General features: G+C 63.1%; 25 protein-coding genes and 1 tRNA gene. 14 read left to right on the top strand and 12 right to left on the bottom strand.

Features of this window, described 5'->3' with window-relative positions; all coding sequences use genetic code 11:
* Nucleotides 1-57 precede the first annotated feature (57 nt).
* Complete coding sequence (locus KF885_02745; protein ID MBX3048070.1) at nt 58-597, top strand: hypothetical protein; 540 nt, start codon at nt 58-60, stop codon at nt 595-597.
* Between the two features lie 51 nt (nt 598-648).
* On the opposite strand, the gene KF885_02740 is transcribed toward KF885_02745, so the two are convergent.
* From KF885_02740 to KF885_02710, 7 genes are all read right to left on the bottom strand, one after another.
* Complete coding sequence (locus KF885_02740; protein MBX3048069.1) at nt 649-1,371, bottom strand: SH3 domain-containing protein; 723 nt, start codon at nt 1,369-1,371, stop codon at nt 649-651.
* Between the two features lie 142 nt (nt 1,372-1,513).
* Nucleotides 1,514-2,302: an ABC transporter ATP-binding protein gene (locus KF885_02735; GenBank protein MBX3048068.1), complete on the bottom strand. Its 789-nt coding sequence runs from the start codon at nt 2,300-2,302 to the stop codon at nt 1,514-1,516.
* 2 nt (nt 2,303-2,304) lie between these two features.
* Nucleotides 2,305-3,369, bottom strand: a complete 1,065-nt coding sequence (locus tag KF885_02730; GenBank protein MBX3048067.1) for an iron ABC transporter permease — start codon at nt 3,367-3,369, stop codon at nt 2,305-2,307.
* Nucleotides 3,366-4,385: an iron ABC transporter permease gene (locus KF885_02725; protein MBX3048066.1), complete on the bottom strand. Its 1,020-nt coding sequence runs from the start codon at nt 4,383-4,385 to the stop codon at nt 3,366-3,368. Before KF885_02725 ends, KF885_02730 begins: the two co-directional genes overlap by 4 nt.
* A 4-nt stretch (nt 4,386-4,389) precedes the next feature.
* A complete protein-coding gene (locus tag KF885_02720) occupies nt 4,390-5,211 on the bottom strand; it encodes a (2Fe-2S)-binding protein (protein ID MBX3048065.1) in 822 nt (273 codons plus the stop codon).
* 95 nt (nt 5,212-5,306) lie between these two features.
* Nucleotides 5,307-6,383: an iron-siderophore ABC transporter substrate-binding protein gene (locus KF885_02715; GenBank protein MBX3048064.1), complete on the bottom strand. Its 1,077-nt coding sequence runs from the start codon at nt 6,381-6,383 to the stop codon at nt 5,307-5,309.
* Between the two features lie 206 nt (nt 6,384-6,589).
* Nucleotides 6,590-6,664: transfer RNA gene (locus KF885_02710), tRNA-Pro, on the bottom strand.
* A 153-nt stretch (nt 6,665-6,817) separates the two neighbouring features.
* On the opposite strand from KF885_02710, the gene KF885_02705 reads away from it, so the two are divergent.
* The 5 genes from KF885_02705 (at nt 6,818) to ruvA (ending at nt 11,254) form a co-directional block, all read left to right on the top strand.
* On the top strand, nt 6,818-7,573 hold the full coding sequence (locus tag KF885_02705; protein MBX3048063.1) for a YebC/PmpR family DNA-binding transcriptional regulator: 756 nt from the start codon (nt 6,818-6,820) through the stop codon (nt 7,571-7,573).
* A gap of 7 nt (nt 7,574-7,580) precedes the next feature.
* Nucleotides 7,581-8,081, top strand: coding sequence for a crossover junction endodeoxyribonuclease RuvC (gene ruvC / locus KF885_02700; protein MBX3048062.1), 501 nt, complete (start codon nt 7,581-7,583; stop codon nt 8,079-8,081).
* A 6-nt stretch (nt 8,082-8,087) separates the two neighbouring features.
* Nucleotides 8,088-9,359, top strand: coding sequence for an MgtC/SapB family protein (locus KF885_02695; GenBank protein ID MBX3048061.1), 1,272 nt, complete (start codon nt 8,088-8,090; stop codon nt 9,357-9,359).
* 105 nt (nt 9,360-9,464) lie between these two features.
* Nucleotides 9,465-10,679 (top strand): MgtC/SapB family protein, encoded by a 1,215-nt coding sequence (locus tag KF885_02690; protein ID MBX3048060.1) that lies wholly within the window; start codon nt 9,465-9,467, stop codon nt 10,677-10,679.
* Nucleotides 10,676-11,254, top strand: coding sequence for a Holliday junction branch migration protein RuvA (ruvA, locus tag KF885_02685; protein ID MBX3048059.1), 579 nt, complete (start codon nt 10,676-10,678; stop codon nt 11,252-11,254). The genes KF885_02690 and ruvA overlap by 4 nt, the downstream gene beginning before the upstream one ends.
* Here ruvA and KF885_02680 read toward each other — a convergent pair.
* Nucleotides 11,251-12,063: a J domain-containing protein gene (locus KF885_02680; protein MBX3048058.1), complete on the bottom strand. Its 813-nt coding sequence runs from the start codon at nt 12,061-12,063 to the stop codon at nt 11,251-11,253. The two genes, ruvA and KF885_02680, sit on opposite strands and share 4 nt — an antisense overlap.
* A gap of 168 nt (nt 12,064-12,231) precedes the next feature.
* Here KF885_02680 and atpA point away from each other — a divergent pair, with 168 nt between their 5' ends.
* The 5 genes from atpA (at nt 12,232) to KF885_02655 (ending at nt 17,825) form a co-directional block, all read left to right on the top strand.
* On the top strand, nt 12,232-13,884 hold the full coding sequence (gene atpA / locus KF885_02675; GenBank protein MBX3048057.1) for a F0F1 ATP synthase subunit alpha: 1,653 nt from the start codon (nt 12,232-12,234) through the stop codon (nt 13,882-13,884).
* A 14-nt stretch (nt 13,885-13,898) separates the two neighbouring features.
* The gene (gene atpG, locus KF885_02670) at nt 13,899-14,813 is read left to right on the top strand and encodes an ATP synthase F1 subunit gamma (protein MBX3048056.1); all 915 of its coding nucleotides are present in this window, start codon (nt 13,899-13,901) and stop codon (nt 14,811-14,813) included.
* A 23-nt stretch (nt 14,814-14,836) separates the two neighbouring features.
* Nucleotides 14,837-16,234, top strand: coding sequence for a F0F1 ATP synthase subunit beta (gene atpD, locus KF885_02665; protein ID MBX3048055.1), 1,398 nt, complete (start codon nt 14,837-14,839; stop codon nt 16,232-16,234).
* Nucleotides 16,235-16,296: 62 nt separating this feature from the next.
* On the top strand, nt 16,297-16,752 hold the full coding sequence (gene atpC, locus KF885_02660; GenBank protein ID MBX3048054.1) for an ATP synthase F1 subunit epsilon: 456 nt from the start codon (nt 16,297-16,299) through the stop codon (nt 16,750-16,752).
* 71 nt (nt 16,753-16,823) lie between these two features.
* On the top strand, nt 16,824-17,825 hold the full coding sequence (locus KF885_02655; protein MBX3048053.1) for a rod shape-determining protein: 1,002 nt from the start codon (nt 16,824-16,826) through the stop codon (nt 17,823-17,825).
* Between the two features lie 61 nt (nt 17,826-17,886).
* Here KF885_02655 and KF885_02650 read toward each other — a convergent pair whose 3' ends face one another.
* Nucleotides 17,887-18,504 carry a redox-sensing transcriptional repressor Rex gene (locus tag KF885_02650; GenBank protein MBX3048052.1) on the bottom strand — a complete coding sequence of 206 codons (618 nt, stop codon included), beginning with the start codon at nt 18,502-18,504 and terminating at the stop codon, nt 17,887-17,889.
* Nucleotides 18,505-18,628: 124 nt separating this feature from the next.
* Here KF885_02650 and obgE point away from each other — a divergent pair, with 124 nt between their 5' ends.
* Both obgE and nadD read left to right on the top strand, forming a co-directional pair.
* The gene (gene obgE / locus KF885_02645; protein ID MBX3048051.1) at nt 18,629-19,900 is read left to right on the top strand and encodes a GTPase ObgE; all 1,272 of its coding nucleotides are present in this window, start codon (nt 18,629-18,631) and stop codon (nt 19,898-19,900) included.
* Nucleotides 19,897-20,502, top strand: coding sequence for a nicotinate-nucleotide adenylyltransferase (gene nadD / locus KF885_02640; protein MBX3048050.1), 606 nt, complete (start codon nt 19,897-19,899; stop codon nt 20,500-20,502). Before obgE ends, nadD begins: the two co-directional genes overlap by 4 nt.
* On the opposite strand, the gene KF885_02635 is transcribed toward nadD, so the two are convergent.
* Genes KF885_02635 through KF885_02625 form a run of 3 tightly spaced genes read right to left on the bottom strand, consistent with a single transcriptional unit; the run spans nt 20,499 to nt 23,366 of the window.
* Nucleotides 20,499-21,959, bottom strand: coding sequence for a hypothetical protein (locus KF885_02635; GenBank protein ID MBX3048049.1), 1,461 nt, complete (start codon nt 21,957-21,959; stop codon nt 20,499-20,501). The two genes, nadD and KF885_02635, sit on opposite strands and share 4 nt — an antisense overlap.
* On the bottom strand, nt 21,956-22,597 hold the full coding sequence (locus KF885_02630) for a ribonuclease HII (protein ID MBX3048048.1): 642 nt from the start codon (nt 22,595-22,597) through the stop codon (nt 21,956-21,958). Before KF885_02630 ends, KF885_02635 begins: the two co-directional genes overlap by 4 nt.
* Nucleotides 22,590-23,366 (bottom strand): glycosyltransferase family 2 protein, encoded by a 777-nt coding sequence (locus KF885_02625; protein ID MBX3048047.1) that lies wholly within the window; start codon nt 23,364-23,366, stop codon nt 22,590-22,592. Before KF885_02625 ends, KF885_02630 begins: the two co-directional genes overlap by 8 nt.
* Between KF885_02625 and dtd the strand changes: the two genes are divergently transcribed.
* Nucleotides 23,357-23,818 carry a D-tyrosyl-tRNA(Tyr) deacylase gene (dtd, locus tag KF885_02620; protein ID MBX3048046.1) on the top strand — a complete coding sequence of 154 codons (462 nt, stop codon included), beginning with the start codon at nt 23,357-23,359 and terminating at the stop codon, nt 23,816-23,818. The genes KF885_02625 and dtd overlap by 10 nt on opposite strands.
* Nucleotides 23,819-23,958: the final 140 nt, after the last annotated feature.

Below are 23,958 nucleotides of genomic sequence, written 5' to 3'. Positions count from 1 at the left end.
CTTGTGTAAAGTTACATATTTCCCATAGAATACTTCCATTGAGGTGATTCTATGGTGATGGAACGAACACTCCCGGTGCTAACCGGTTTGTCTGCAGAAGAACGCCGCAGCGCCATTCGTGAGGCCTACGACCAGGACCGCAAGCAGATGGTGCTGCTTTTGGCCATGCAGCTTGGCGTACCTGAACGTGAAGTGGTGGAAGCCATGCCGCTGGACCTGGCGCGCGAGCTGGACTTCGAGCGTTGGGAAGAGATCATTCGCTCTTTTGAGGCTCTGGGCGAAGTGCACGTCATCGTTTCCAACGCCGCCTCCACACTGGAGTGTGTGGGCGAGTTTGGCAAATTCAGCACGGCACATGGTTTTTTCAATGTACAGACACCCTCGCTGGACATGCATATTCGTATTGCCGGCCTGGCCAGCGTGTACGCGGTGCGCAAGCCCAGCCACACAGACGGCAAAGAGGCCCTCAGCTTTCAGTTCTTTGACCCGCGCGGCAGCGCGGCCTTCAAAGTTTTCCTGACCTTCGGCGGCAAGGATCCCTCGCCGGAGCGCCTAGCCCAATACGAAGATATCATCCAGCGCTTCACGCTGGACTAGCGCGACAAAAAAAGAGCGGCGAAAGCCGCTCTTTTTTTTGTGGTTGGTTGCCTAGGGCCGTACGGAGGGCAGTTCGTCACAGGTAGTTCCATTCATGTTCAGGGCGCTCTGTTCCATCCATGCGATACCGGTCAGCGGGGTGTTGCCGTCGTTCAGGTCCAGTTGGGCCCAGCCGGTGCTGGTCAGGCCCAGCACCCCGGCAAACTGGCCCATCTCCAGCGTGCCGCGCACCGAGGCGTTTGTGCCGGGGTTGGTGTGCAGCGTCACGGTCTCCATCGGCATCACATAGCATTGCTGTGGTCGCGGGATCCAGTTCAGCTGGGTTACGGATAGGCAGTCGCCGCTCAAGGTCACGTCGTCGAAGTGCGCCCAGCGCATCCTAAAAACGCCGACATTGGCTGCCTGAGCGATCCCCGGGTCAAAGCCTACCCAGCCGCTTTCCGTGCGCGCCACCACGGGCGAGCTAAACCCGGGGCTCAGCTCGCCGAAGACCTGCGCATCCCGGCTGGGGCGGGCATACACCTCGCCGATCTGCTCAGCTTGCAGCACACAGGCGCTGCTGCCCTGCGGCCAGGGGTAGGCGCTGTTGGCCGGTTGGGTTTCAGCCGCTGCTTCGGTGGGGAGCTCCAGGCTGATCTCGGTTGCGGGGATTTGCACGGCAGTGGCTGCGGGGTCTTCGGTCAGCGCGGGCGTCTCTGCAGCAGGCGCGGCGGAGCAGGCTGCCAACAGCAGCCCGGCTAGCAAAAACAAGGGGAAGTTGGTTTTGGCGCTCATGTAGAGGGCAACGAAGCGCGCCAGCTGCCGTTACCCTACGTTTATTTTGTATTAATCCGCGGGGCAATCAGCCAGTGCGGCCACCTCGGCGTAGGTGGCCGCGGCTCATTTGCAACTCCCTCTCGTTTGTGGAAATTTCAGTTTAGGCGGCGACGCGCTGGCTGAGCGGCAGGCACAGCGGCAAACCGGTGACCGGGTGGGGCACAATGCGGCTTTTGATCCCGAAGACCTGCTCCACGGTCTCTTCGGTCAGCACTTCCGCCGGGCTGCCCTGGGCGAAGATCTGGCCCTCACGCAGCGCCACCAGGCGGTCGGCGTAGGCTGCCGCCAGGTTCAAGTCGTGCAATACCATGATGATGGTCTTGCCCTGCTGGTTGAGGTCGGCCAGTAGATTGAGGATATCCAGCTGGTGCGCCAGGTCCAGATAGGTGGTTGGTTCGTCCAGCAGCAGGATGTTGGTCTCCTGGGCCAGCGCCATGGCGATCCAGGCGCGTTGGCGCTGCCCGCCGGAGAGCGTGTCCACGGCGCGCTCGGCCAGGGGCTGCAGGTGGGTCAGGTCCAGGGCGTTTTGCAGGGCTTGCTCATCTGCCTGGCTCCATTGCTGGAACCAGTCCTGGTGTGGGTAGCGGCCCTGGGCCACCAGCTCACGCACGCTGATCCCTTCGGGGGCGGTGGGTGCTTGCGGCAAGATGCCCAGTTCGCGGGCCATCTGCTTGGTGGGCAGGCTGTGGATAGCGCGGCCGTCCAGCAGCACGCTGCCGTGGCGCGGCCGCAGCAAACGCGCCATACCGCGCAGCACGGTGCTTTTGCCGCAGCCGTTGGGGCCGATCAGCGCCGTGATCTGCTCGGAGGGCGCCGCCAGGTTGAGCGCCTCGATGATCGCCAGCGGGCCGTAGCCCAGGGACAGGTCTTGAGTTTGCAGCAGGCTCATAGCTAAATCTTCTCTCTCTTCCACAACAGGTACAAAAAGAACGGCACGCCCACCAGGGCGATGATGATGCCGGCCGGGATCTCGATGGGCGAGAATAGACTGCGGCCCATCAGGTCTGCCAGCAGCACCAGAAAACCCCCCGACAGGGCCGAGGTGGGAATGACGCCTTCATATAAAGGGCCGACCATGCGGCGGGCGACGTGCGGGGCGATTAGCCCGACAAAGCCGATGATGCCTGCCACGGTCACGGTGATGGCCGCCAGGGCCACCGCCAGCAGCAGCAAAAAGCCGCGTTTGAGCGAGAGAGGCAACCCCAGTCCCTGGGCCACTTCCTGGCCCAGGTTCAGCGCGTTCAAATCTCTTGCCGAAAAAGCGGCCAGCGGCAGGCACACCACGATCCAGGGCAGAACCACGCTCACATCTGTCCAGCTGGCTGCGTACACGCTGCCAGCCAGCCACATCATCGCCTTTTGCACATGCCACAGGTCGCCAAAGGTCAGCGCGTAGGATGTGTAGGCGCCCATTACGGCGGAGAGGCCAATGCCGATCAAGATCAGGCGAATGGGCGAATCGCCGCCGGCATCGCCCGTGTTGCGCCAGGCCAGCAGATACAAGAGCGCAGCGACCAGCAAGCCGCCGCCAAAGGCGGCCAGCGGCAGTACGCTGCTGGAAACGAAGGGCAACAGAATGATCAGCGTGACGGCTGCGGCGCTGGCCCCGGCGGTCACACCGGTCAGGTCTGGCGAGGCCAGCGGGTTGCGGGTGAGGCCCTGGATGATGCCGCCTGAGGTGGCCAGAGCCGCGCCCACCAACCAGGCCAACACCGCGCGCGGCAGGCGTAATTGCAGGATGACGAATTCATAGCGGGCACCCTCGGCGCGGCCCAAAAGCGTGCCAACCACGTCTGCCAGGGGAATCGGATACTCTCCGACCGAGACGCAGATAGCCAGCACGGCCAGGGTGGCCAGCAGCAGGGCGCCGATCACCCAAGGGACCCGCTGGTCGAAGCGCAGCGAGACCCCGCCAGGCAGCCGGTAGACCTTCCAGGAAGAGGACTGGGCACTCATCGTTTGATCTTGGAGCGAACCAAGTAGATGAAGACCGGCCCGCCAATGGCGGCGGTCATGATGCCCACGGGCATCTCCAGCGGGCGCACCAGCACGCGCCCCACCAAGTCAGAGAGCACCAGCAGGCTGGCGCCTACCAGCGCCGCGTACGGCAGGATCCAGCGGTAGTCCACTCCGGTGAACATGCGCACCATGTGCGGCACTACCAGGCCAATAAAGCCTATCGGCCCGGCCAGCGCCACTGCGCCGCCGGCCAGCACCACCACGATCACGGCGCTGATCGCTTTGATCCAGGCCACGTTTTGCCCCAGGCCGCGCGCCACGTCTTCGCCCAGCGAGAGTGTGGTGATCTGCCGGCCAAAGATCAGCGCCAGGATCAGGCCGCCCAAAATAAAGGGCAGGCTCTGCGTGACCAGCTCCATGCTGCGTCCGGCTACACTGCCCGCCAGCCAAAAACGCACTTCTTCCAGTGAGCGCTGATCAAAAAGCAATATAGTGGTGGTCAGCGAGGCCAGCAGGGCGGTCAGCGCCGCGCCGACGATGGTCAGTTTGTATGGCGTGACGCCGCCCCGGCCCATGGCGCTCAGCGCATACACAGCCAGCACGGTCAGCGTGCCGCCCACAAAGGCGAACAGGGCATACACCGGCAGGGCGCTGATCTTGAACAGGAAGATGCCGCTGACCACAGCCAAAGTGGCGCCGGCTTCGATCCCCAACAGGCCCGGGTCAGCCAGCGGGTTGCGCGTCAGCCCCTGCATGATGGCGCCGGCTACGCCCAGCGCCGCGCCGACTAGGATTGCCGTCAGGGCGCGCGGCAGCCGCAAAGTCTGAATGATCAGGTGCCCAGTGTCCTTTGCGTCGAATTGCGAGAAGGAAGCCAGCACATCCTGAAGATTGATGTCTGCTGCGCCAAAGGCAATGCTGCCCAGCGCCGCCAAGACCAAAATGGCGCCGGCCACGGGCAGCAGGCTGAAGAGCAGCCAAGGGCGGGTTTGAGAAGCGGGTTGGCCAGACATGCTGCTACGCGTGGGCGTGCTCTTCCTCAATATGCTTGCGGACCATCTCTACGCGTTCTTCCAGCGGGCGGTGCGGGCAGGAGGAACACATGCCGCCATTGTCGGTGCGATAGTACAGGCAGCAGGAATTGCGATTGACCATGTAGTGCGTCTCGCCAAGGTGTTCCACGGCGATCAAATCGTTGCGCAGGCTGAGCAAAGAAGGCACCGCCGCAAAAGCCCGGCTTTCCTGCGCCCCGATCAGCTCATTGCCCATCAGCTCGCCCAGCCACATCAAAGCGTAGGCGCAATAGTCTGCCGCGGTGGACCACATGGCGGATCTTCCCAAGCGGCTGTATGCGAAGGTCGCATCCACCACGGGTGTGAAGCTCTCGATCAGTCTGGCGCGCAGCACCTCGCGCAGCGCGTCCCGGTCGGCGACGACTTCGCAGTCCGGGTGGTCTGCGGCCGGGTCGCCGGGCAGGGCCATAAAGCCGCGCCCAATCCAGGCCAGCCCGGCGATGCCGGCCTGCTCATCAAAGCGCACTTGCAGGCTGTCGGCCCTCAGGTCGGGAACACGCTGTTCCACCAGGAACATGGCCATGGCCACCAGCTGGATGGGATAGATGTAGTGCCCGAACCACAGCATCGCCGGTGGGCGCAGCTGGTCAGCGGGACAATTTTTGCGCGTGCGTTCGATCACCTCGGCCAGCGCCGGGCCTTGGGCGTCGGCCAGTTGCCGCACGCTCATCCAACCCGGCTGGTCATCGGGCTGCGCCAGCAAGCGGTCGCGGCCCTCCTGATACAGCTGGCCCAGCCTGGCCAGCGATTCTTCAATGGGGTGCATCCTCTACAGCCTTTCTTCTATACGGCACGGGCCGGTCGTTCATTCCATCAGAATGAACGACCGGCCACGCCGACTGCGCCAAAAGGGCAGCGGGATTACTGGGTGGCTGGGTTGCCGTCCAGAGCGGCCACCAATAATGGCGGCAGCTCGCTGACCACATAGTCCAGGCTCAGCACGGTGCCGAAGTTCATGGCGTCGTACAGCGGCTGGTCTGCAGTCAGCAGGATGTCGCGTCCTTCGGCGTAGACGTTCAACTGCTGATACACAGGCTCTGCGCGGTAGGCAGCCCCTTCTTCGGCAGTATTGAATAGCCAGATGATCACATCCAGGTCCACCAGGTCCAGGCGCTCGCGACTGACGCTGGCGCCAAAGGCATCCCCCACCAGCTCACCGATCTCCGCTGGAATGACGAAGCCCAGGTTGGTCATGATGCGGCCGCGCACATCCTGCGGGCCGTAGATGTAGTAATTGTCCGGGTAACCCCAGGGCGAATTGACAACACCGCTGGCGCCCACGAACTGCGGATACTGCTGCTGGGCGGCAGCGAACTTGCCTTCCACCTCAGCCACCAGGTTGGCAGCCCGCTGCGGCTGGCCGACGATCTGGCCGATCACCAGAGTGATCTCCTGCCAGGGGATGCCCCAATCGGCGTATGCGGCGGGTTGGGCCACCACCGGAGCGATCTGGCTGAGGGTGTCGTATTCGTCCTGCGTGATGCCCGAATACAAGCCCACGATCAGGTCGGGGTTCAAGCCGGCGATCTGCTCGAAGTTGAGCTCGGCGCTGGAGAGCACCAGCGGGGTTTGGGCGTCGCCCAGGTAACTTTCGGCCCAGGGGAAGATGGCCCCCGGCTTCTCGCCGTACCACTCGCGGGTGGCCACGGGCACCACGCCCAGGGCCAGCAGGGCATCCTGCTCGGTCAGGCCCACCAGCACGATGCGGTCGGGGAGCTCTGTGATGGTGGTCTCGCCATACTTGTGGGCGATGGTCACCGGGTAGGCGCCGTCTTCCACAAGGGCTGCGGGGCCAGTCTCCTCGGCCACAACGTCTTCGGCCGGGGCTTCTACAGCAGCCTCTGGGGCTGCAACTTCCTGGTTGGCTGGGCTGGGCGCGCCGCAAGCGGCGGTCACCAGCAGCACCACAGCCAACCAGGCGAATTGGGTTTTGCGCATGTGCAACAAACTCCTAAAGGGTCTGAGAATTTGTCAGCCTTTGCTGACAGGCGTGGTTATAGTGCGCCCGTCAGGCGCGAACAAGCCTGAAGCTTGAAACCTTTGTTCAATCAGGATGAGAAGTAGCTTGTAGGTTTTGGTAAGTTTGTTTCTGGAAAACGAAAAGCCGGCAAAGTTCATTTTTATGAACTTTGCCGGCTTTTCAGTCGGGGCGAGAGGATTTGAACCTCCGACCTCACCGTCCCGAACGGTGCGCGCTAGCCGGGCTGCGCCACGCCCCGAATATGTAAGGTTGCCTTTCTGGCGGCAGCCAAACGGTGAGCGCAGATTGTATCGCGTATTTTGTGGCTTTCAAAGCCCGCCTGGCTCTAAAATGACGCCAAAGGGCGCGATGGTATAATTTTTTCTCTTAACCCAAACAAAGGTTCCAATATATGTCCGGTCACAGTAAATGGTCCACTATCAAACGCAAAAAAGCGGTCACCGACGCCAAGCGCGGCCAGGTCTTCACCCGTCTGGCGCGGGAGATCGCCATCGCCGCCCGTGAAGGCGGCGGCAACCCCGACACCAACTTCACCCTGCGCGTCGCCGTTGAAAAGGCCCGCGCTGAAAGCATGCCCGTCGCCAACATCGAGCGCGCCATCCAGCGCGGCACCGGCGAGGGCAAAGACGCCGCCGCTCTTGAGCAGATCACCTACGAAGGCTATGCCCCGCACGGCGTGGCGCTGATCATCGACTGCGTCTCCGACAACCGCAACCGCACTGTCTCCGAACTGCGCCATGTGCTCTCGCGCAGCGGCGGTAGCTTGGGCGAGGGCGGCTCGGTGGCCTGGCAGTTCACCCAGATCGCCTTCTTCGCTTTCCCCGCCGGCGAGCATACGGAAGAGCAGCTCTTTGAACTGGCCGCCGAAGCCGGCGCCGACGATGTATGGGTCGAAGACGGCCAGGCCGAGATCACCGGCCCGGTGGCAGCCTTCAAGCAGATCGGCGACGCCTTGCGCAACGCCGGCATTGCCATCAGCGACGCCGGCCTGCGCATGCAGCCCAACCAGGAGATGGATCTGGGCCCGTCCGAGACCATCCAGGTCATGCGCACCATCGAAGCGCTGGAAGACCTGGACGACGTGCAAAGCGTCGCCTCCAACCTCAACATCAGCGACGCTGCCCTGGAGCAACTCGCCTCCGCCTAAGGGCCTTATGCTGGCGATCGGGATCGACCCTGGCACCGCCATCACCGGCTACGGTGTGGTGCAGCGCGCCGCCAACGGCGACCTGCGCGCCCTGGACTGGGGCGTGATCCTGACCCCGGCGGAAATGCCCGGGGCCGAGCGCCTGCAGGTCATCTTCCACTCGCTCAACGACCTGCTCACCCGCCACCAGCCGCACACTGCGGCCGTCGAATCCTTGTTCTTTCAGCGCAATGTGCGCACCGCCATGAGCGTAGGCCAGGCGCGCGGTGTGGTGCTGCTGGCCCTGCAGCTGGCGGGCGTGCCCACCAGCGACTACAACCCCAACCAGGTCAAGCAGGCTGTCAGCGGCTACGGCGGGGCAGACAAAGGCCAGATTCAAAGCATGGTGCGTGCCCTGCTGGACCTGCCGGAGCTGCCTAAGCCGGATGATGCCGCCGATGCCCTGGCGGTGGCCATCTGCCATCTGAATACGCAGCGCACCCAGCAGTTGATTGCCCAGAATGGATAGGGTCTTATGAGCGATATTGAACTATTTATTCGATTCGGCGCCGCAATGGCGATTGGTTTTTCCATCGGTTTGCAGCGTGAGTTTTCGCACCGCGAGGGCGGCAAAGCCAACGGGGTGCAAACCCTGCCGGCCGGCGAGCGCACTTTCGCCCTGATCGGTCTAAGCGGCGCCCTGGCCGCCATGGCCTCAGACCAGTTTCGCCAGCCGCTGATCTTCTTCGGCCTCCTCATGGCGGTCGGCCTGCTGCTGGTCATCGGCTATGTCTTCAAGGCCCGCAACGAACACTTCGGCATGACCACTGAAGCGGCCATCCTGGTGACGGTGCTGCTGGGCGGGTTGTGTTATTGGAACTATGTGGGTTTGGCGGTTTCACTCGGCGTGATCACTGCCCTGATCCTCTCCATCAAGCTGGAAACTGACCGCCTGGTCACCGCCCTGACCCGCGAGGACATTTTCGCAGCCCTGCAGTTCGCCGTGATCAGCGCCATTGTGCTGCCCCTGCTGCCCAGCGGGGTCCTGTTCCCGCCGCCCTTCGATGTACTCGATCCTTTCAAGATATGGCTGATGGTGGTTTTCATCTCCGGCATCAGCTTTTTGGGCTATGTGCTGATCAAGCTGCTCGACAATGACACCGGCATCGGCATCACCGGCGTGCTCGGCGGCCTGGTCTCCAGCACGGCGGTCACCCTGGCGCTCTCCCGGCGCAGCAAAGAGAAGGGCATCGTGCGCGCCCTGGCCGTGGCCATCATGGTCGCCTGGGCGATCATGTTCGCCCGCATCCTGTTCCAGGTGGCCGTGCTCAACTTGGATCTGCTGCGCGCCTCCTGGCTGCCGCTGCTGGCCAGCGGTCTGACCGGCTTCGGCATTGCGGCCTATTTGTGGTTCTCCCGCCCGCGCAGCCCGGCCAACGGCCTGGTGCAGTTCAGCAACCCGTTCAGCCTGGGCACAGCGCTCAGCTTCGGGCTGATCTACGCGCTCGTGCTGCTGGTCTCACGGGCCGCCCAGCTCTATTTGGGCGACCAGGGTATCTTGCTCTCCAGCTTCATCGCCGGCTTTGCTGATGTCAACGCCATCACCCTGACGCTGGTGGAACTGGCCAATGCCGGCGGCCTGGATGTGCGCGTGGCCACCCAGGGCCTGGTGCTGGCAGCGGTGACCAACACGGCCTTTAAAGGCTTCCTCATGCTCCAGCTCGGTTCACCCGGCCTGCGCCGCACGCTGCTGCCCGGCTTGATCGCCGTGCTGGCCGTGGCGATTCTTGCCGTGTGGCTCTTCTAGTATGAGCGCGGGAACTCGTTTGCTTCTGCAAAGCCAGCCCCATTGCCCCAGGTCACGCTGATGGAGGAACCCCAACTCTTTTTTCATTTGTTTGCGGCAATGGCCATGGGGTTTCTTATCGGTCTCCAGCGCGAGCACTCTCACGGCGGACAGGGCCGAGAGATCCTGGCTGGTGAGCGTACTTTTGCGCTGATTGGGGCCAGCGGCTTCCTGGCTGCCTTCATGTCTGAGCAGTTCCAGCAGCCGCTGATTTACTTCGCGGCCATCGCCTTCGTGGGGGTGCTGACCGCAATCGGTTATTTCAGCGAAGCTACGCAAAAGGGCCGTGTCGGCATCACCACGGAAGTTTCCGTGCTGCTGGCCATGCTGCTGGGCGGGCTGTGCTACTGGAATTACCTGGCGCTGGCCGTGGCGGTGGCCATCGGGGCGACCTTGCTGCTCTCTTTGAAGATAGAGACGGATAGGCTGGTGGCAGCCCTCACGCGCGAGGACATTCTGGCGGCACTGCAATTCGCCGCGGTGACGGCCATCGTGCTGCCAATCCTGCCCAATGCGCCCTTGGGGCCGCCCCCGTTTGACGTACTCAACCCCTTCCAAGTCTGGCTGATGGTGGTCTTCATCTCCGGCATCAGCTTTTTAGGCTATGTGCTGATCAAGCTGCTGGGGGCCGACCATGGCATACGCATCACCGGCTTCCTGGGAGGCCTGGTCTCCAGCACCGCGGTGACCCTGTCTTTTGCCCAACGCAGCGTCAAATTCCCCAAAATGGCCAAGCCCTTCGCCCTGGCCATTTTGGTTGCCTGGACAATGATGTTCGCGCGAGTGATGGTTGAAGTGGCGGTGGTGAACGGTGACCTGCTGCGCGCGGTATGGCCGCCTGTGCTTGCCTCCGGCCTGGCTGGGCTGGGCTACGCGGTATTCCTCACCCTGGCAAAACGACGCGCTGACGAGGACACCGTGCATTTCTCCAACCCCTTCGATCTGCTTTCCGCGCTGCGCTTTGGCCTGCTCTACGCCCTGGTGCTGCTGGCGGCGCGCAGTGCGCAAATATACTTGGGCGATACAGGTGTGCTGCTGGCTGGCTTCATCTCAGGCCTGGCCGACGTGGACGCGATCACACTCTCGCTGGCGGAGTTGGCGCGCAGCGGCGGCCTCAGCCTGGACCTGGCCGCAAAGGCGCTGGTGAACGCCATTATGGCCAACACTCTGGTCAAGGGCGGCATGGTGCTCTTGGTCGGCTCGCCCAGTTTGCGCCGGACGGTATTGCCGGGGCTGATATTGATCCTCACTGTGGGCTTGGGAGCAGCCTACCTGCTATGATCGCTTCGTTGAGCGGGCGGGTGGCCCACATCGACGAGAGCGGCCTGACCCTGGAGATCTCCGGGGTCGGCCTGCGCGTCAGTGTGCCCCTGCCGCTGCTGCAAGAGACCCAGGTGGGGCAGAGTCTCTTCGTGCATACCTATCTGGTGGTGCGTGAAAATGAGCTGAGCTTGTACGGCTTCCCCAGCCTGGAGGCGCGCCAGCTGTTCACACTGCTGTTGAGTGTCGATCGGGTGGGCCCGCGTTTGGCGCTGGCGATCCTCTCCAAGCTCTCCCCCGGCGCGCTGCGCAGCGCCGTGCTGGCCGGCGACAGCTCGCTGATTGCCAAGGTTCCGGGCGTGGGCGCCAAGACCGCCCAGAAGATCTTGCTGCAGTTGGCCGATAAGGTGCAGCCCGGCGAGGGCGACGCGATCGCCTGGGAACGCCAGACCAGCGACAGCGACTTGCTGGCCGCGCTCACCGGCCTGGGCTACAGCGTGGTTGAAGCGCAAACCGCCCTGCAGTCCCTGCCAGAGGATGCCCCGGATGATCTGGAAGAAAAACTAAAACTGGCCTTGCAGTACTTCGGTCGCTAGTTGCGGCTGACGTCTTTCGGTTCGACCCCCAGGCCCAACAACTGCTCCTCCAGCTCGCTGATGCGGGCGCGGTACTCGCTTTCCATGTCGGCAAAGATGTCTCGCCGGTTGCGCTCGGTTTTGCTCTCGGTGTGCATTTGCATGGCGGGCGAAAGATCCAGCTCGCGGATCGTGTTCTCCACTTCGAAGATCATCGTGTCCAGCTGGCGCAGTTCCAGCGTCAGCCGGGCGAATTCAGCTTCCGGCCCCAGGCTGCCGCCGGCTTTGGCCGGGTGGCTCTTGGCCACGGTTTCCAAGGTCTCCAGGTCTTTGTTCATATAGGCCTGGTTGATCAGCGCCATGATCTCTTCCTGTTGCTTCTTCTCGGCCGCGTTATGGGTCACATCAGGGTGATAACGCTTGGCCAGCTGGCGGAACAGCTCGCGCAGTTTGCGCTCGTAGTCCGGGTCCTTGGCCGCCAGGGGCTTCTTGGCGGGCAGGCGTTCCTGCTCGCTGGCCGGCTCTTCGGGCGGCTGGTTGTGCGCCGCATACGGTTTGCCGCGGCGGCCGGCCAGCCAGCCGCTGGCGGGCGGCCCCTGGTCAGCCAGGATCTCGTCCAGCATCTGGCGCAGGCGCGCCCGCTGCTTCTCCAGCGGGGCCACGCGCCGGTTGTACACGTCGGTGAACTCCTGCAGAGCCCGGCGGGTGTTGCCCAGTTCGGTCTCCAGCAGGTCCAAATATTCGCGCCGGCGCTGGACTTTGGCGCGCACGCCGTCCAGATCGGGACGCACACTGGTGGAAAGGCTGGTTTTTGGGGAGGATTTCTTCATTACAAAGGTAGAATTATACCCACACGAGTCTTTTGAACCAAACAAAAGGCTTTGGGCGAGCGCCTTGGCCCAAAGTCTCTTTTGTTGCGTTTGTGAATTACTGGACAAGCAAAGGGCTTTCAGTTATCATCTGAAAATCAATTCGCCCGCCGCGATGGAGTGGATTTCATGTCAGATTTGATCAAAGACATTTCTTCTAGCCTTCAGAAACAGATCGAAGGCTTTAAACCCGAATTTGAACTGCGTGATATAGGCACCGTGACCGAAGCAGGTGACGGTATTGCCCGCGCCTCGGGCCTGGCTCAGGTGCAGGCTCAGGAGTTGGTTCAATTCGAAAACGGTGTGATGGGCATCGCCTTCAACCTCGAAGAGGACAACGTCGGTATCATCATCATGGGTGAGTTCTCCGGTATTGAAGAGGGCATGAGTGTGCGCTCCACCGGCCGCATCGCCTCCGTTCCGGTCGGCGACGGCATGATCGGCCGCGTGGTCAACGCCCTGGGTGAGCCGGTGGACGGCAAAGGCCCCATCGCCTTCAGCAGCTACCGCCCGATCGAGCGTATTGCCCCTGGTGTGATCCAGCGTAAAGACGTGGACACCCCGGTGCAGACCGGCATCAAGGGCATCGACGCCCTGACTCCGGTGGGCCGTGGCCAGCGCCAGCTGATCATCGGCGACCGCCAGACCGGCAAGACCGCCCTGGCGATCGACGCTATCATCAACCAGAAGGGCCAAGACCTTCTGTGTATCTATGTCGCCATCGGCCAGAAGAAGGCCGGTATCGCCCGCACCGTGGCCATCCTCGAAGAGCACGGCGCCATGGACCACACCGTGGTCGTGGTCGCCTCGGCTGAGGAACCCGCCGCGCTGCAATACATTGCCCCCTATGCGGGTTGCGCCATCGGTGAAGAGTTCATGGAAACCGGCCGCGACGCGCTGATCATCTACGACGACCTGTCCAAGCATGCCTGGGCCTACCGCCAGGTATCGCTGCTGCTGCGCCGCCCGCCCGGCCGTGAAGCCTATCCCGGCGATGTGTTCTACCTGCACTCCCGCTTGCTGGAACGCGCCGCCCGCTTGGCCAACAGCTACGTGCTGACCCCCAAGGACTTCAAAGAAGAGCTGGCCACCGAAAAGGATGCGCTGGACAAGAAGGTCTACGGCGGCCCGCTGGCCAAGCACTATGCCGAAGAGGCTGCCAAAGAAGTCAAAGACAGCAAGGTGGTCAAGCTGCAGGGTTCCGGTGGTTCCCTGACGGCGCTGCCCATCATTGAAACCTTGCTGGGTGACGTGTCTGCTTACGTGCCCACCAACGTGATTTCGATCACCGACGGCCAGATCTACCTGGAGGCCAACTTGTTCTATGCTGGCATCCGCCCGGCGATCAACGCCGGTTTGTCCGTCTCGCGTGTGGGCGGCGACGCCCAAACCAAGGCCATGCGCCAGGTGGCCGGTGGTCTGCGTTTGGACATGGCCTCCTTCCGTGAACTGGCTGCCTTTGCGCAGTTCGGTTCCAGCTTGGATAAAGCCACCCAGTCGCAGCTCAACCGCGGCCAACGCCTGCAAGAGGTCCTGAAGCAGCCGCAGTACAAGCCGGTGGCCCTGGAGCATGAGATTGTCGCCATTTATGCCGGCACCAGCGGCCTGGCCGACAACATCGACATCGAACGTGTCACCGACTGGGAAGCGGCCCTGCTGCGCTTCATGGACGCCTCTCACAGCGTCCTTCTCAAGGAAATTCGCGAGAAGAAAGCGCTGAGCGATGAGCTCAAAGCCCAGTTGAAGACCGCCATTGAGACTTTCAACAGCACTTGGTCGTAATTCGCTAGGAACTCATGGCTAACACCCGCGAAATTCGCCTACGCATCCGCAGCGTCAAGAACATCCGCCAGGTGACGCGCGCCCTGCAGGCGGTCAGCGCCAGCCGCGTGCGCAAGGCGATGGAGGCGGTGGAGCACACCCGCCCTTACGCCAGCAAAGCCTGGCAGGTACTGACCCACATCGCCGGGCAGCCCGGGCGCAACACCCTGCACCCGCTGCTCATCGAGCGCCCCGAGGTCAAGAACGTCATCGTGGTGATGGTCAGCGGTGAGCGCGGCCTGGCGGGACCCTATAACACCAACATCCTGCGTTATACGCTGGGACACTTCCAGAATTACGCCGTGCCCGTGCGCTATATCGCCGTGGGCCGTAAAGGCGCCGAGCTGCTGCACCGCCGCGGCCTGAATGTGATGGCGCAGTTCACTGAACTGCCGCCTGAACCCGAGTTTGCCGATGCCTCGCCGGTGGGCCGCATCGTGGTGGATGAGTTCCTTTCCGGCGCCGCCGACGAGGTCTACCTGATCTATACCAACTTCGTCAACATGGCGCGCCAGGTGCCCACCGTGAAGAAACTGCTGCCCCTGGAATTCGGCACCACTGAGGGCCTCGTGCGCTCGGAATTCGGCGAGCCGCCCGCAGCCGCCCACAGCGGCCCGGCGGCTTCGTACATTTACGAACCGGGACAAGAAGAGATCCTCGACCAGATCGTGCCGCGCTTTACCGCGTTGCAGGTTTACCAGGCGCTGCTGGAATCCAACGCCAGCGAGCACGCCGCCCGCATGGTGGCGATGAAGAACGCCACCGACAACGCCAACGAACTGGGCAACGCCCTGACCCTGGAATACAACAAGATCCGCCAGCAGAGCATCACCAATGAAATGCTGGACATCGCCGGCGGCGCCGAGGCTTTGGCGCAGGCCAGCAAGTAAGAATAGGAATTATTGGAGGACGAATGGCTGAAGCAAAAGGCAAAGTGGTGCAAATTTTGGGCGGTGTGGTGGATATCGCTTTTCCTGAAGGCGAACTGCCCTCCGTCTATGATGCCGTCGAGATCGAGCGCGGCGAAGAACGCCCGGTAGTGGTTGAAGTACAAACCCATCTGGGCAAAGGCCAGGTGCGCGGTGTGGCCATGGATGCCACCGAAGGTCTGCGCCGCGGCATGGACGTGGCATCTACCGGCGCGGCGATCACCGTGCCGGTGGGCGAGGCCACCCTGGGCCGCATGTTCGATGTGCTCGGCCAACCGATTGACGGTCTCGGCCCGGTCACCAGCGACACTTATTACCCCATCCATCGCCCGGCCCCGGGCTTCGAAGACCAATCCACCAGCGTGGAAGTCTTCGAGACCGGCGTCAAGGTCATCGACCTGATCGCCCCCTTCACCAAGGGCGGTAAGACCGGCATCTTCGGCGGCGCCGGCGTGGGCAAGACCGTGATCATCATGGAACTGATCCGCTCCATCGCCAAGGAACACCAGGGCAATTCCGTGTTTGCCGGCGTGGGTGAGCGCACCCGCGAAGGCACCCAGCTCTACCGTGAAATGATCGAGTCCGGCGTATTGAAGGATACTGTGCTGGTCTACGGCCAGATGAATGAGCCCGCTGGCAGCCGCCTGCGCGTGGCCCTCACCGCTCTGACCATGGCGGAATACTTCCGTGACCAGGGCCGCGATGTGCTGCTGTTCGTGGACAACATCTTCCGCTTCTCCATGTCCGGTTCCGAAGTGTCGGCGCTGCTGGGCCGTATGCCTTCTGCGGTGGGTTACCAACCCACCCTGGCCACCGAAATGGGCCAGCTGCAGGAGCGCATCACCTCCACCCGCTCCGGCTCCATCACCTCCATGCAGGCGGTCTATGTACCGGCGGACGATTACTCCGATCCCGCTCCGGTGGCCACCTTCACCCACCTGGACGCCACCATTGCTCTGGAACGTTCCATCGCCGACAAAGGCATTTACCCGGCGGTAGACCCGCTGGCTTCCACCTCCCGCATTCTCGACGTGAACGTGGTCGGCGAGGAGCACTACCGCACCGCCCGCGAAGTGCAGCGCGTGCTGCAGCGCTACAAAGACCTGCAGGACATCATCGCCATTCTGGGCATTGACGAGCTCAGCGAAGACGACAAGCTGATCGTGGCGCGTGCCCGCAAGGTGGAGCGCTTCTTCTCCCAACCCTTCTACGTGGCCGAGCAGTTCACCGGTATCCCCGGGCGCTATGTCTCGCTGGAGGACACCGTGCGCGGCTTCCGCGAGATCCTTGACGGCAAGCACGACGATCTGCCCGAGCAGGCCTTCATGATGGTCGGCGGCATCGACGAAGTGGTCGAGAAGGCCAAGAAGCTGTCTGAATAAGATTGCGCCTGGCTGGGTGTGGGGTTTGACCCCGCACCCAGCCGAGCGAATGTGAGCTTGCCATGACCATCCGTTGCGAAATTGTTTCCCAAGACCGTGCCGTTTTCCAGGGCGATGCCGATATTGTTGTCGTTCCTGGCACGGATGGCGAGATGGGCATTTTGCCCAGACACGTTCCCCTGCTTTCCACCCTGGGTCTCGGCGTGATCAAAGTGCGCCAGGGCACTGAGGAGCATCTCTTCACCGTCACCGGCGGCCTGGTGGAAGTGCAGCCTGACATCGTCACCATCCTGGCGGACGCCGCCGAAGATGTGGGCGAGATCGACATTGCCCGCGCCGAAGAAGCCAGGCGCCGCGCCGAGCAGCGCCTGGCCGAAGGCCCCGGTAAGGATGCCGAAGCTCTGTTGGCTGCCGAGGCGGCCCTGCGCCGCTCCTCCCTGCGTTTGGATGTCGCCCGCAAGTACGGCCGCACCACCCGGCGCAGTAGCCAGTTCCCAACTTCCCCTTCGGGCGAGTAAAATACGCCCCTTATGTCTAATTCGTCTGATCAACCGCGCCTCGCAAGAGCCGCGTTGGGTAAGCTTTAACTATGGCAATTCTGTCGCGTGAACTTGGCATCGACCTGGGCACGATGTTCATCCGCATTGTGGAAGGCGGAGAAGTCGTGCTGCAAGAACCCACCATTGTGGCGGTTGACCTGGATGAGCAAAAGATCGTGGCCGTGGGCGACGAAGCCCTGGGCATGGTCGGCCGCGTCTTGGAAGAATCCATCGAGGTCATTCGTCCCCTGCAAAAAGGGGTCGTGGCCTATTACGAACTGACTGAACTGCTTATTGACCATTTGGTGCGCAAGATCGGCGGCTCGGTGCGCTTCTTCAAGCCGCGCGTCATGGTCACCCATCCCTACGCCATCACCAGCGTAGAGCGCCGCGCCGTGCACGAAGCCGCCCTGCAGGTGGGCGACGCCCATCTGGTGCCGCAGCCCTTGGCCGCTGCCCTGGGCATTGACTTGCCCGTAGGCACGCCCACCGGCAACATGGTGGTCAGCATGGGCGGCGGCTGCACCCAGGCGGCCGTGATCGCCATGAACGACGTGGTTTCCGGCGACACGCTGCGCGTGGGCGGCCTGGACCTGGACGACGCCATCGCTGCCTATGTGCGCCGCAAATACGGCCTGCACATCGGCCAGCGCACCGCCGAAATGGTCAAGCTGCGCGTGGGCGCCGCCATCCCCCAGGATGAAGAGCACAGTATCGAACTGCAGGGCCAGGACCAGATCACCGGCCTGCCGCGCCCCATGACCATTACCACCTCGGAAGTGGTCGAAGCGGTGCAGCCCACGCTGGACGAAATGTTCGAAATGGTGCGCCAGGTGCTGGAGAAGACCCCGCCCGAACTGGCTTCGGACATCATTGACCGCGGCGTGGCCATCTGCGGCGGCGGTGCGCTGCTGCGCGGCATGGACCGCCTGATGACCCAGAAACTGGGCGTGCCGGCCTACTTGGTGGACGACCCGGTCAACTGCACCGCCATCGGCGCCCTGCGCGCCGTGGACATGGCCCAGATGCTGCAGCGCATCAACCGGTTATAGGAAAAAACTTCACTTGGTACAAAAAAAGCGGCGCTAAGCGCCGCTTTTTGTTTTTGACTGGCTAATCCAGATAGTATGTCATGCGCTGCAGGTGGATCGATGGGTCGATGTTCTGCACGCGTACCCCGGCCGGCACGCTCAGGTGCACCGGGGCGTAGCTCAGAATGGCGCGCACCCCGGCCTCGACCAGCTGGTTGACCACTTCCTGGGCCTGTGTGGCCGGCACGGCGATCATGGCAATCTTAATGCCGGCCGCAGCGATATCCTCTTTCAACTTGCGGCTGTCCCTGATCACAATTCCGGCGGCTTCTTTGTCCACCAGTTCCGGCTTGCTGTCAAAGATCATGGCAATACGAAAGCCGCGCTCACTGAACCCGCTGTAGCTCGCCAGCGCCCGGCCAATGTCGCCGGCGCCCACAATTGCCACATCCCACACGCGGTCCACTTTGAGGATCTCTCCGAGCTGCTTGGAGAGGAACTCGATGCGGTAACCCGTGCCTTGCTTGCCAAATTCGCCAAACTGCGAGAGATCCTTGCGGATCTGGGCGGCGGAAATGCCCAGGCGTTCGCCCAATTCCTGCGAACTGGTCACTTGTCGGCCTTCCTGGGCCATTTGCACCAGGGCGCGCAGGTAAATCGGCAGGCGCCCAATAACGATGTCTGGAATCGGTTTGCTCATCTGGCGAAGATCCTCCTGGCAACAGCCACATAACTTTATCACCGCTTTTTCTATTGTGCAAATCAGTACAATGACTTCACAAATGGGGTGCAATCCCCCTGTTGGATATAATCCACCCTGTCTTATGAGTGAACCCCAGTTTTTAGACGAAGTAGAAATTTCCGTGTGCTCAGGAAAAGGCGGCGATGGCATGGTCCATTTTCATCGCAGCTCACATAACCCGCGCGGCGGGCCGGATGGGGGCGATGGCGGCCGCGGCGGTGCAGTCGTGCTGGTGGTGGATGAGATGCTGCGCACCCTGCACACTTTCCGTTTCAAAAAGCAATTTGTGGCCGAGGACGGCAGTGCTGGCGGCACCAACCGGCGCAGCGGCCGCGCCGCGCCGGACTTGGAGCTGCGCGTGCCGCCCGGCACACGCGTGTGGGACGCGGCCAGCGGCGAGCTGATCGGCGACCTGACCGCCAGCGATCAGCGCATGGTGGTGCTGCCCGGCGGCCGCGGCGGCCGCGGCAACCAGCACTTCGCCACCTCGCGCAACCAGGCGCCGCGCATCGCCGAGAAAGGCGCCCCCGGCACGGAGCTGAACCTGCGCCTGGAGCTCAGCCTGATCGCTGACGTGGGCCTGGTGGGTGTGCCCAATGCGGGCAAATCCACCTTGCTGGCCTCACTGACCCGCGCCAAGCCCAAGATCGCCAACTATCCCTTCACCACTCTGCAGCCCAACCTGGGTGTCGCTGCCTTGGACGAAGACACTAGCTTGGTGTTGGCCGACATCCCCGGCCTGATCGAAGGCGCCCACGAAGGCAAGGGCCTGGGTCATGACTTCCTGCGCCATATCCAGCGCACGCGGGTGCTGGTGCACCTGCTGGATGGCCTGGCGGAGGACCCCCTGGCCGACTTTGGCCAGATCAACAGCGAGCTGGCCCTCTTCGACCCCCAGCTGGCTGAAAAGTCGCAGATCGTGGCGCTCAACAAAATGGATTTGCCCGACGTGCAGGCCCGTTGGCCGGACCTGGAGAAGCAGCTCAAAAAACTGGGGCACCGGGCGCTGGCCATTTCGGCCGCCAGCGGGCAGGGCGTGCGCCAGCTGCTGGGCGCCGCCGCGGCCACCCTGGCGGAGCTGCCGCCTCCTGAACCGGCCCCTGAATTGCCGGTCTATCGCCCGCAGACGGACCGCAATGAGTTCCACGTGGAACGTGAAGATGAGGCCTGGCGCCTCCACAACGCGCCTCTGGAACGGGCCGCCGCCATGACCTACTGGGAGCACGACCAGTCCGTGCGCCGCTTCCAGCGCATCCTGCAGCACTTGGGCGCCGATGAGGTCTTGCGCAAGGCCGGCGTGCAGCACGGCGACATGGTGCGCATTGGCGAGTATGAGCTGGAGTGGCAGGATTGAGCCCACGCCTGGGGATCTTTGGCGGCACTTTTGACCCGCCGCATCTGGGGCACCTGATCCTGGCCGCTGAGGCGCAGGCCCAGCTGGGCCTGGAGAAGGTGCTCTTCGTCCTCACCCCCCAGCCGCCGCACAAACTGGATAAGCAGATCAGCGCGCTGCAAGACCGGCTGGACTTGCTGCATGCCGCCATTCGCGGCCAGAGCATCTTTGAGCTCTCCACCGTGGAGGTCGAACGCCCCGGCCCGCACTACACCGTAGATACCCTGGCCCAACTGGCCGGCCTATATCCCCAGCACGAATTCGTCTACCTGATCGGCGGCGATTCCCTCGAGCATTTGCCCAGCTGGCACCGCCCCGCCGATTTTCTGGCGGCCTGCGCCGCCCTGGGCGTCATGCTGCGCCCTGGCGCCCAGCCGGACCTGGCCGCCCTGGAGGCGGCCCTGCCCGGCATCAGCGCCAAGCTGGAATTGGTGGACGCGCCCCTGCTGGAGATCTCCTCCAGCCAGATCCGCCGCCGGGTGCGTGAAGGCGGCCATTTTCGCTTTTACCTGCCTGGCGCAGTCTACGAGCTGATCTTGCAGCGCGGCCTCTACCGCGTCTAGTTCTCGAAGTACTCTGTCAGCAAATCGCGGATATCCGCGTCGCTGTGCTGGGCCAGGATGGCGAAAAAATCATGCTGGGTCATGAGACGCCCGCGACCCTGCTCGGCATACTCCCGCAAGAAGGCGAAGAAGACCTCGTCACCTGCCTGCCCGCGCAGCGCATGCAGGAACTGCGCCCCGCGCATGTATACTGCGCCGACATAGGACGAGAAGCCATCGTGATCGTAAATGCGGCTGTCCACGTTGCCGCTGGGGGCGAAACGGCCGATGCGGAACTCCCACCACCAATCCACCAGGTTCGGCTGCACTGCTTCGTAATAGAGCAACTCGGCGTAAATACTCAGGCTTTCATCCAGCCAGGGCTCCAGCGCCTGGTCGCTGCCCACCTGGCCAAACCACCAGTTGTGGGCGATTTCGTGGGCGGTCAGCATGGTTAGATAATTGCGCCGGTCGTAGCTGTAGCGCCGGAAGTAGTCAATATCCAGAAAGAACAGCCCGTCCGATTCCATCCCGTCCGGGAACCCGGCGATCACGATGGTGGCGCTCTCGTAGGGGTATGCGCCAAATAACTCCTCATACAGGCGCAGGGCGTCCGCCGCGGCCAGCAGTGCTGCCTGGGCCGCATCACGGAACTCCGCGTAGTAATAGATCGAAATTGGAATGTCGCCCTGGCGGGTTTGCAGACGCAGGTAGTGCCCGCTGGCCGACCAGGCGAAGCGCCGCGCATTCTGCAGCCGGTAGCGCCAGCCGCCATCTTCAGCCACAGCCGGCGCCGGGGCGGCCACGCTCAGCGTGGAAGGGCCGTTCACCACGCGCAGATGCACGTCGAAGTCGGCGCTTTCGTATACGCCGTGTTCGCCGGTGGCCGCCGGCGGGTGGGCAACCCAGCCCTGGCCCTCAATATAGGGCGGCACATAGGGATACCAGTCGATGAAATTGGTCTGCCGCTCGGCCCAGCTCAGCATGCCGGCGCCCTGCGGCAGGTACAGGCGGTACTCCAGCGCCAGGCTCAACGCTTCCCCCGGGGGCAGCGCTGCGGCCAGCGGCAGGCGCAGCAGGCCGCCCTCAATGCGGTGTTCGCTTGTGCTCAGGGCGGGGCCGGCAGTGCTTTCCAGGCGCAGCAGTTCGACGCCGGCATTTTGGCGCGGCGCTTCCACCACCAGCCAAATCTCCTCCAGTGTCTGAGCCGTGTTGTTGGTGTACTCGATCTGTTGGTTGACATCCAGGCGGTGGGCGGCGTAATCCAGCACGGCCTGCAGTTGGTAGCGCGTGCGCACGGCTGGGGCCGGCGGCGCGGTTGGCGGAGTTGCGCTTTCTACTACTGTAGGCGTGGGTGTTGGGCTGGCGGCTGCCGGCGGAAAAGGCGTCGGGGTTGGGAGGGCGGTTGCGGCCGGCGGGCTGGGCGCCGCGGCACAGGCCGCCAGCAGCCAGGTCAGCAGCAGGCCGCGCAGTCTCATTGCAGCCGCACCGGGGCAAAGCTGCGCCGGTGCTGGGCGCAAGGCCCGTATTGCTCGATGGCGCTGCGGTGGGCTTCAGTGGCATAGCCTTTGTGCGCGGCAAAACCATACAGGGGGAAGCGCCGGTCCAGTTTGCACAGCTCCGCATCACGCGCCACTTTGGCCACCACCGAGGCCGCCGCAATGCTCAGACACAGGGCATCGCCGCCCACGATCGGGCTTTGCGGCAGGTCCAGTTCCTGCAGCCGCAGATAGTCCACCAACAAATGCTGCGGTGGTATGCCCAAGCCCAGCACGGCGCGCTTGGCCGCCAACCGGGTGGCTGGCGCAATCCCGATGCGATCAATTTCTCTGCAGCTGGCTTTGCCGATCGCAAAGCCCAAGGCCTTTTCTTGAATGATCGGCGCCCAGGCTTCGCGTTCGGCCCGGCGCATCTGCTTGGAGTCACGCACGCCGTCCAACTCGCGCAAAATGCTTTTGCGGGCCGGCAAGATCACCGCCGCGGCGTAAACAGGCCCGGCCAGTGCCCCGCGGCCGACTTCATCAATGCCGGCTATCAGGCCTAACCCTTGCCGCCACAGCGGCAGTTCAAACTGCAGGCTGGGGCGCGGCCTCTGCACCGCAATCTCTTTAGGCATAGCGCCCCTGACGGGCGTTGCGCCGCACGGTCAGCACATCACGCAGCATCTGCAGCGCGTCGTGCAGCGGCCGCACATGGCTTTGCGGGCTGTAGTACCAGGGGATTGGCAATTCCAGGATCTGGTAGCCCAGCAGGCGGGCAATGTACAGAATTTCCACATCAAAGGCCCAGCCCGTGATCGTCTGGCGCCGGAAAAGCGCTTCGGCCGCTTCGGCCCGGAAGCCTTTGAAGCCGCATTGTGTGTCGTGCAGGCCGGGCAGCGCCAACAGGCGGATCATGGTATTGATCGCCCGCCCGCCAATATGGCGGTGCTCCGGTTCGTTGTAGCGTACTGCGCCAGGCGCCTCGCGTGAGCCGATCACCACCGGAACGCCGCTTTGCAGCGGCGCCAAAAAGCGGCTGACCTCTTCCACAGGCATCGAGAGATCCGCATCCAGCATCAAGCGCAATTCGCCGCACGCCTCCAGCATGCCCAGCTTCACCGCCAGACCTTTGCCGCGCCCCGTGGCGCGCAGCACCCGGAAGCCTTTATGGGCACGGCAAAACGCCTCAGCCACCTCAAAGCTGCGGTCACTGCTGCCGTTTTCAATGATCAGCACTTCGCTGGGATAGGACTGGGCCTGGACAAAGTCGCGGATCCTGGCCAAACTCTCCGGCAGGCGCCGTTCTTCGTTATAGGCGGGGACGATCAGGGAGAGCAGGGGGCCGGTCACGGGAGAATTATATACGCCCAGGGCGCGATGGTATACTGCGCGCCATGCGTGCATTGGTGCAGCGGGTACGCTCGGCGGCGGTCACCAGCGGCGACGAAGAGTTGGGACGGATTGCTCAGGGCGTTGTGATCTTGCTGGGCGTAGGCCAGGCGGATGGTGAAGCCGAAGCGCACTATTTGGCTGAAAAGATCGCTCACTTGCGCATTTTCGAAGACCCCCAAGGGAAAATTAATCTCTCGCTGCTGGATATTGGGGGACAGGCGCTGGTCGTCTCACAGTTCACCCTCTACGCCGACGCCTCCAAAGGCCGTCGCCCTTCGTTCACCCAGGCCGCCCCGCCGGAGCAGGCCGAACCGCTGGTCTCGCGCTTTGTCGAGCTTTTGGGGCAGCAGGGCGTGCCCACCGCCACCGGCCGCTTCGGGGCTGAGATGCTGGTGGAAATCCACAACGACGGGCCGGTCACACTTTGGCTGGAGAAGAATCCAAGTGAATCATCAACTCCGTGACAACCCGGTTGGGTTTCCCTTAAGTTAAGCAGAATCGCGGATAATCGTGCCAGGCTCTGGCATTGTTTGGGCGTTTTACATGTTGGGGGGCGGGGCCGCTTGTCAAGCTCCTACACGATCTACACAGGTTGCACGATCAA

The sequence above is a fragment of the Anaerolineales bacterium genome (assembly GCA_019637805.1).
In the GTDB taxonomy this organism is placed as follows: Bacteria; Chloroflexota; Anaerolineae; order Anaerolineales; family UBA11579; genus JAMCZK01.
The sequence above is the reverse complement of the archived record's forward strand: the minus strand, read 5'-3'. Positions and strand labels throughout refer to the sequence as shown.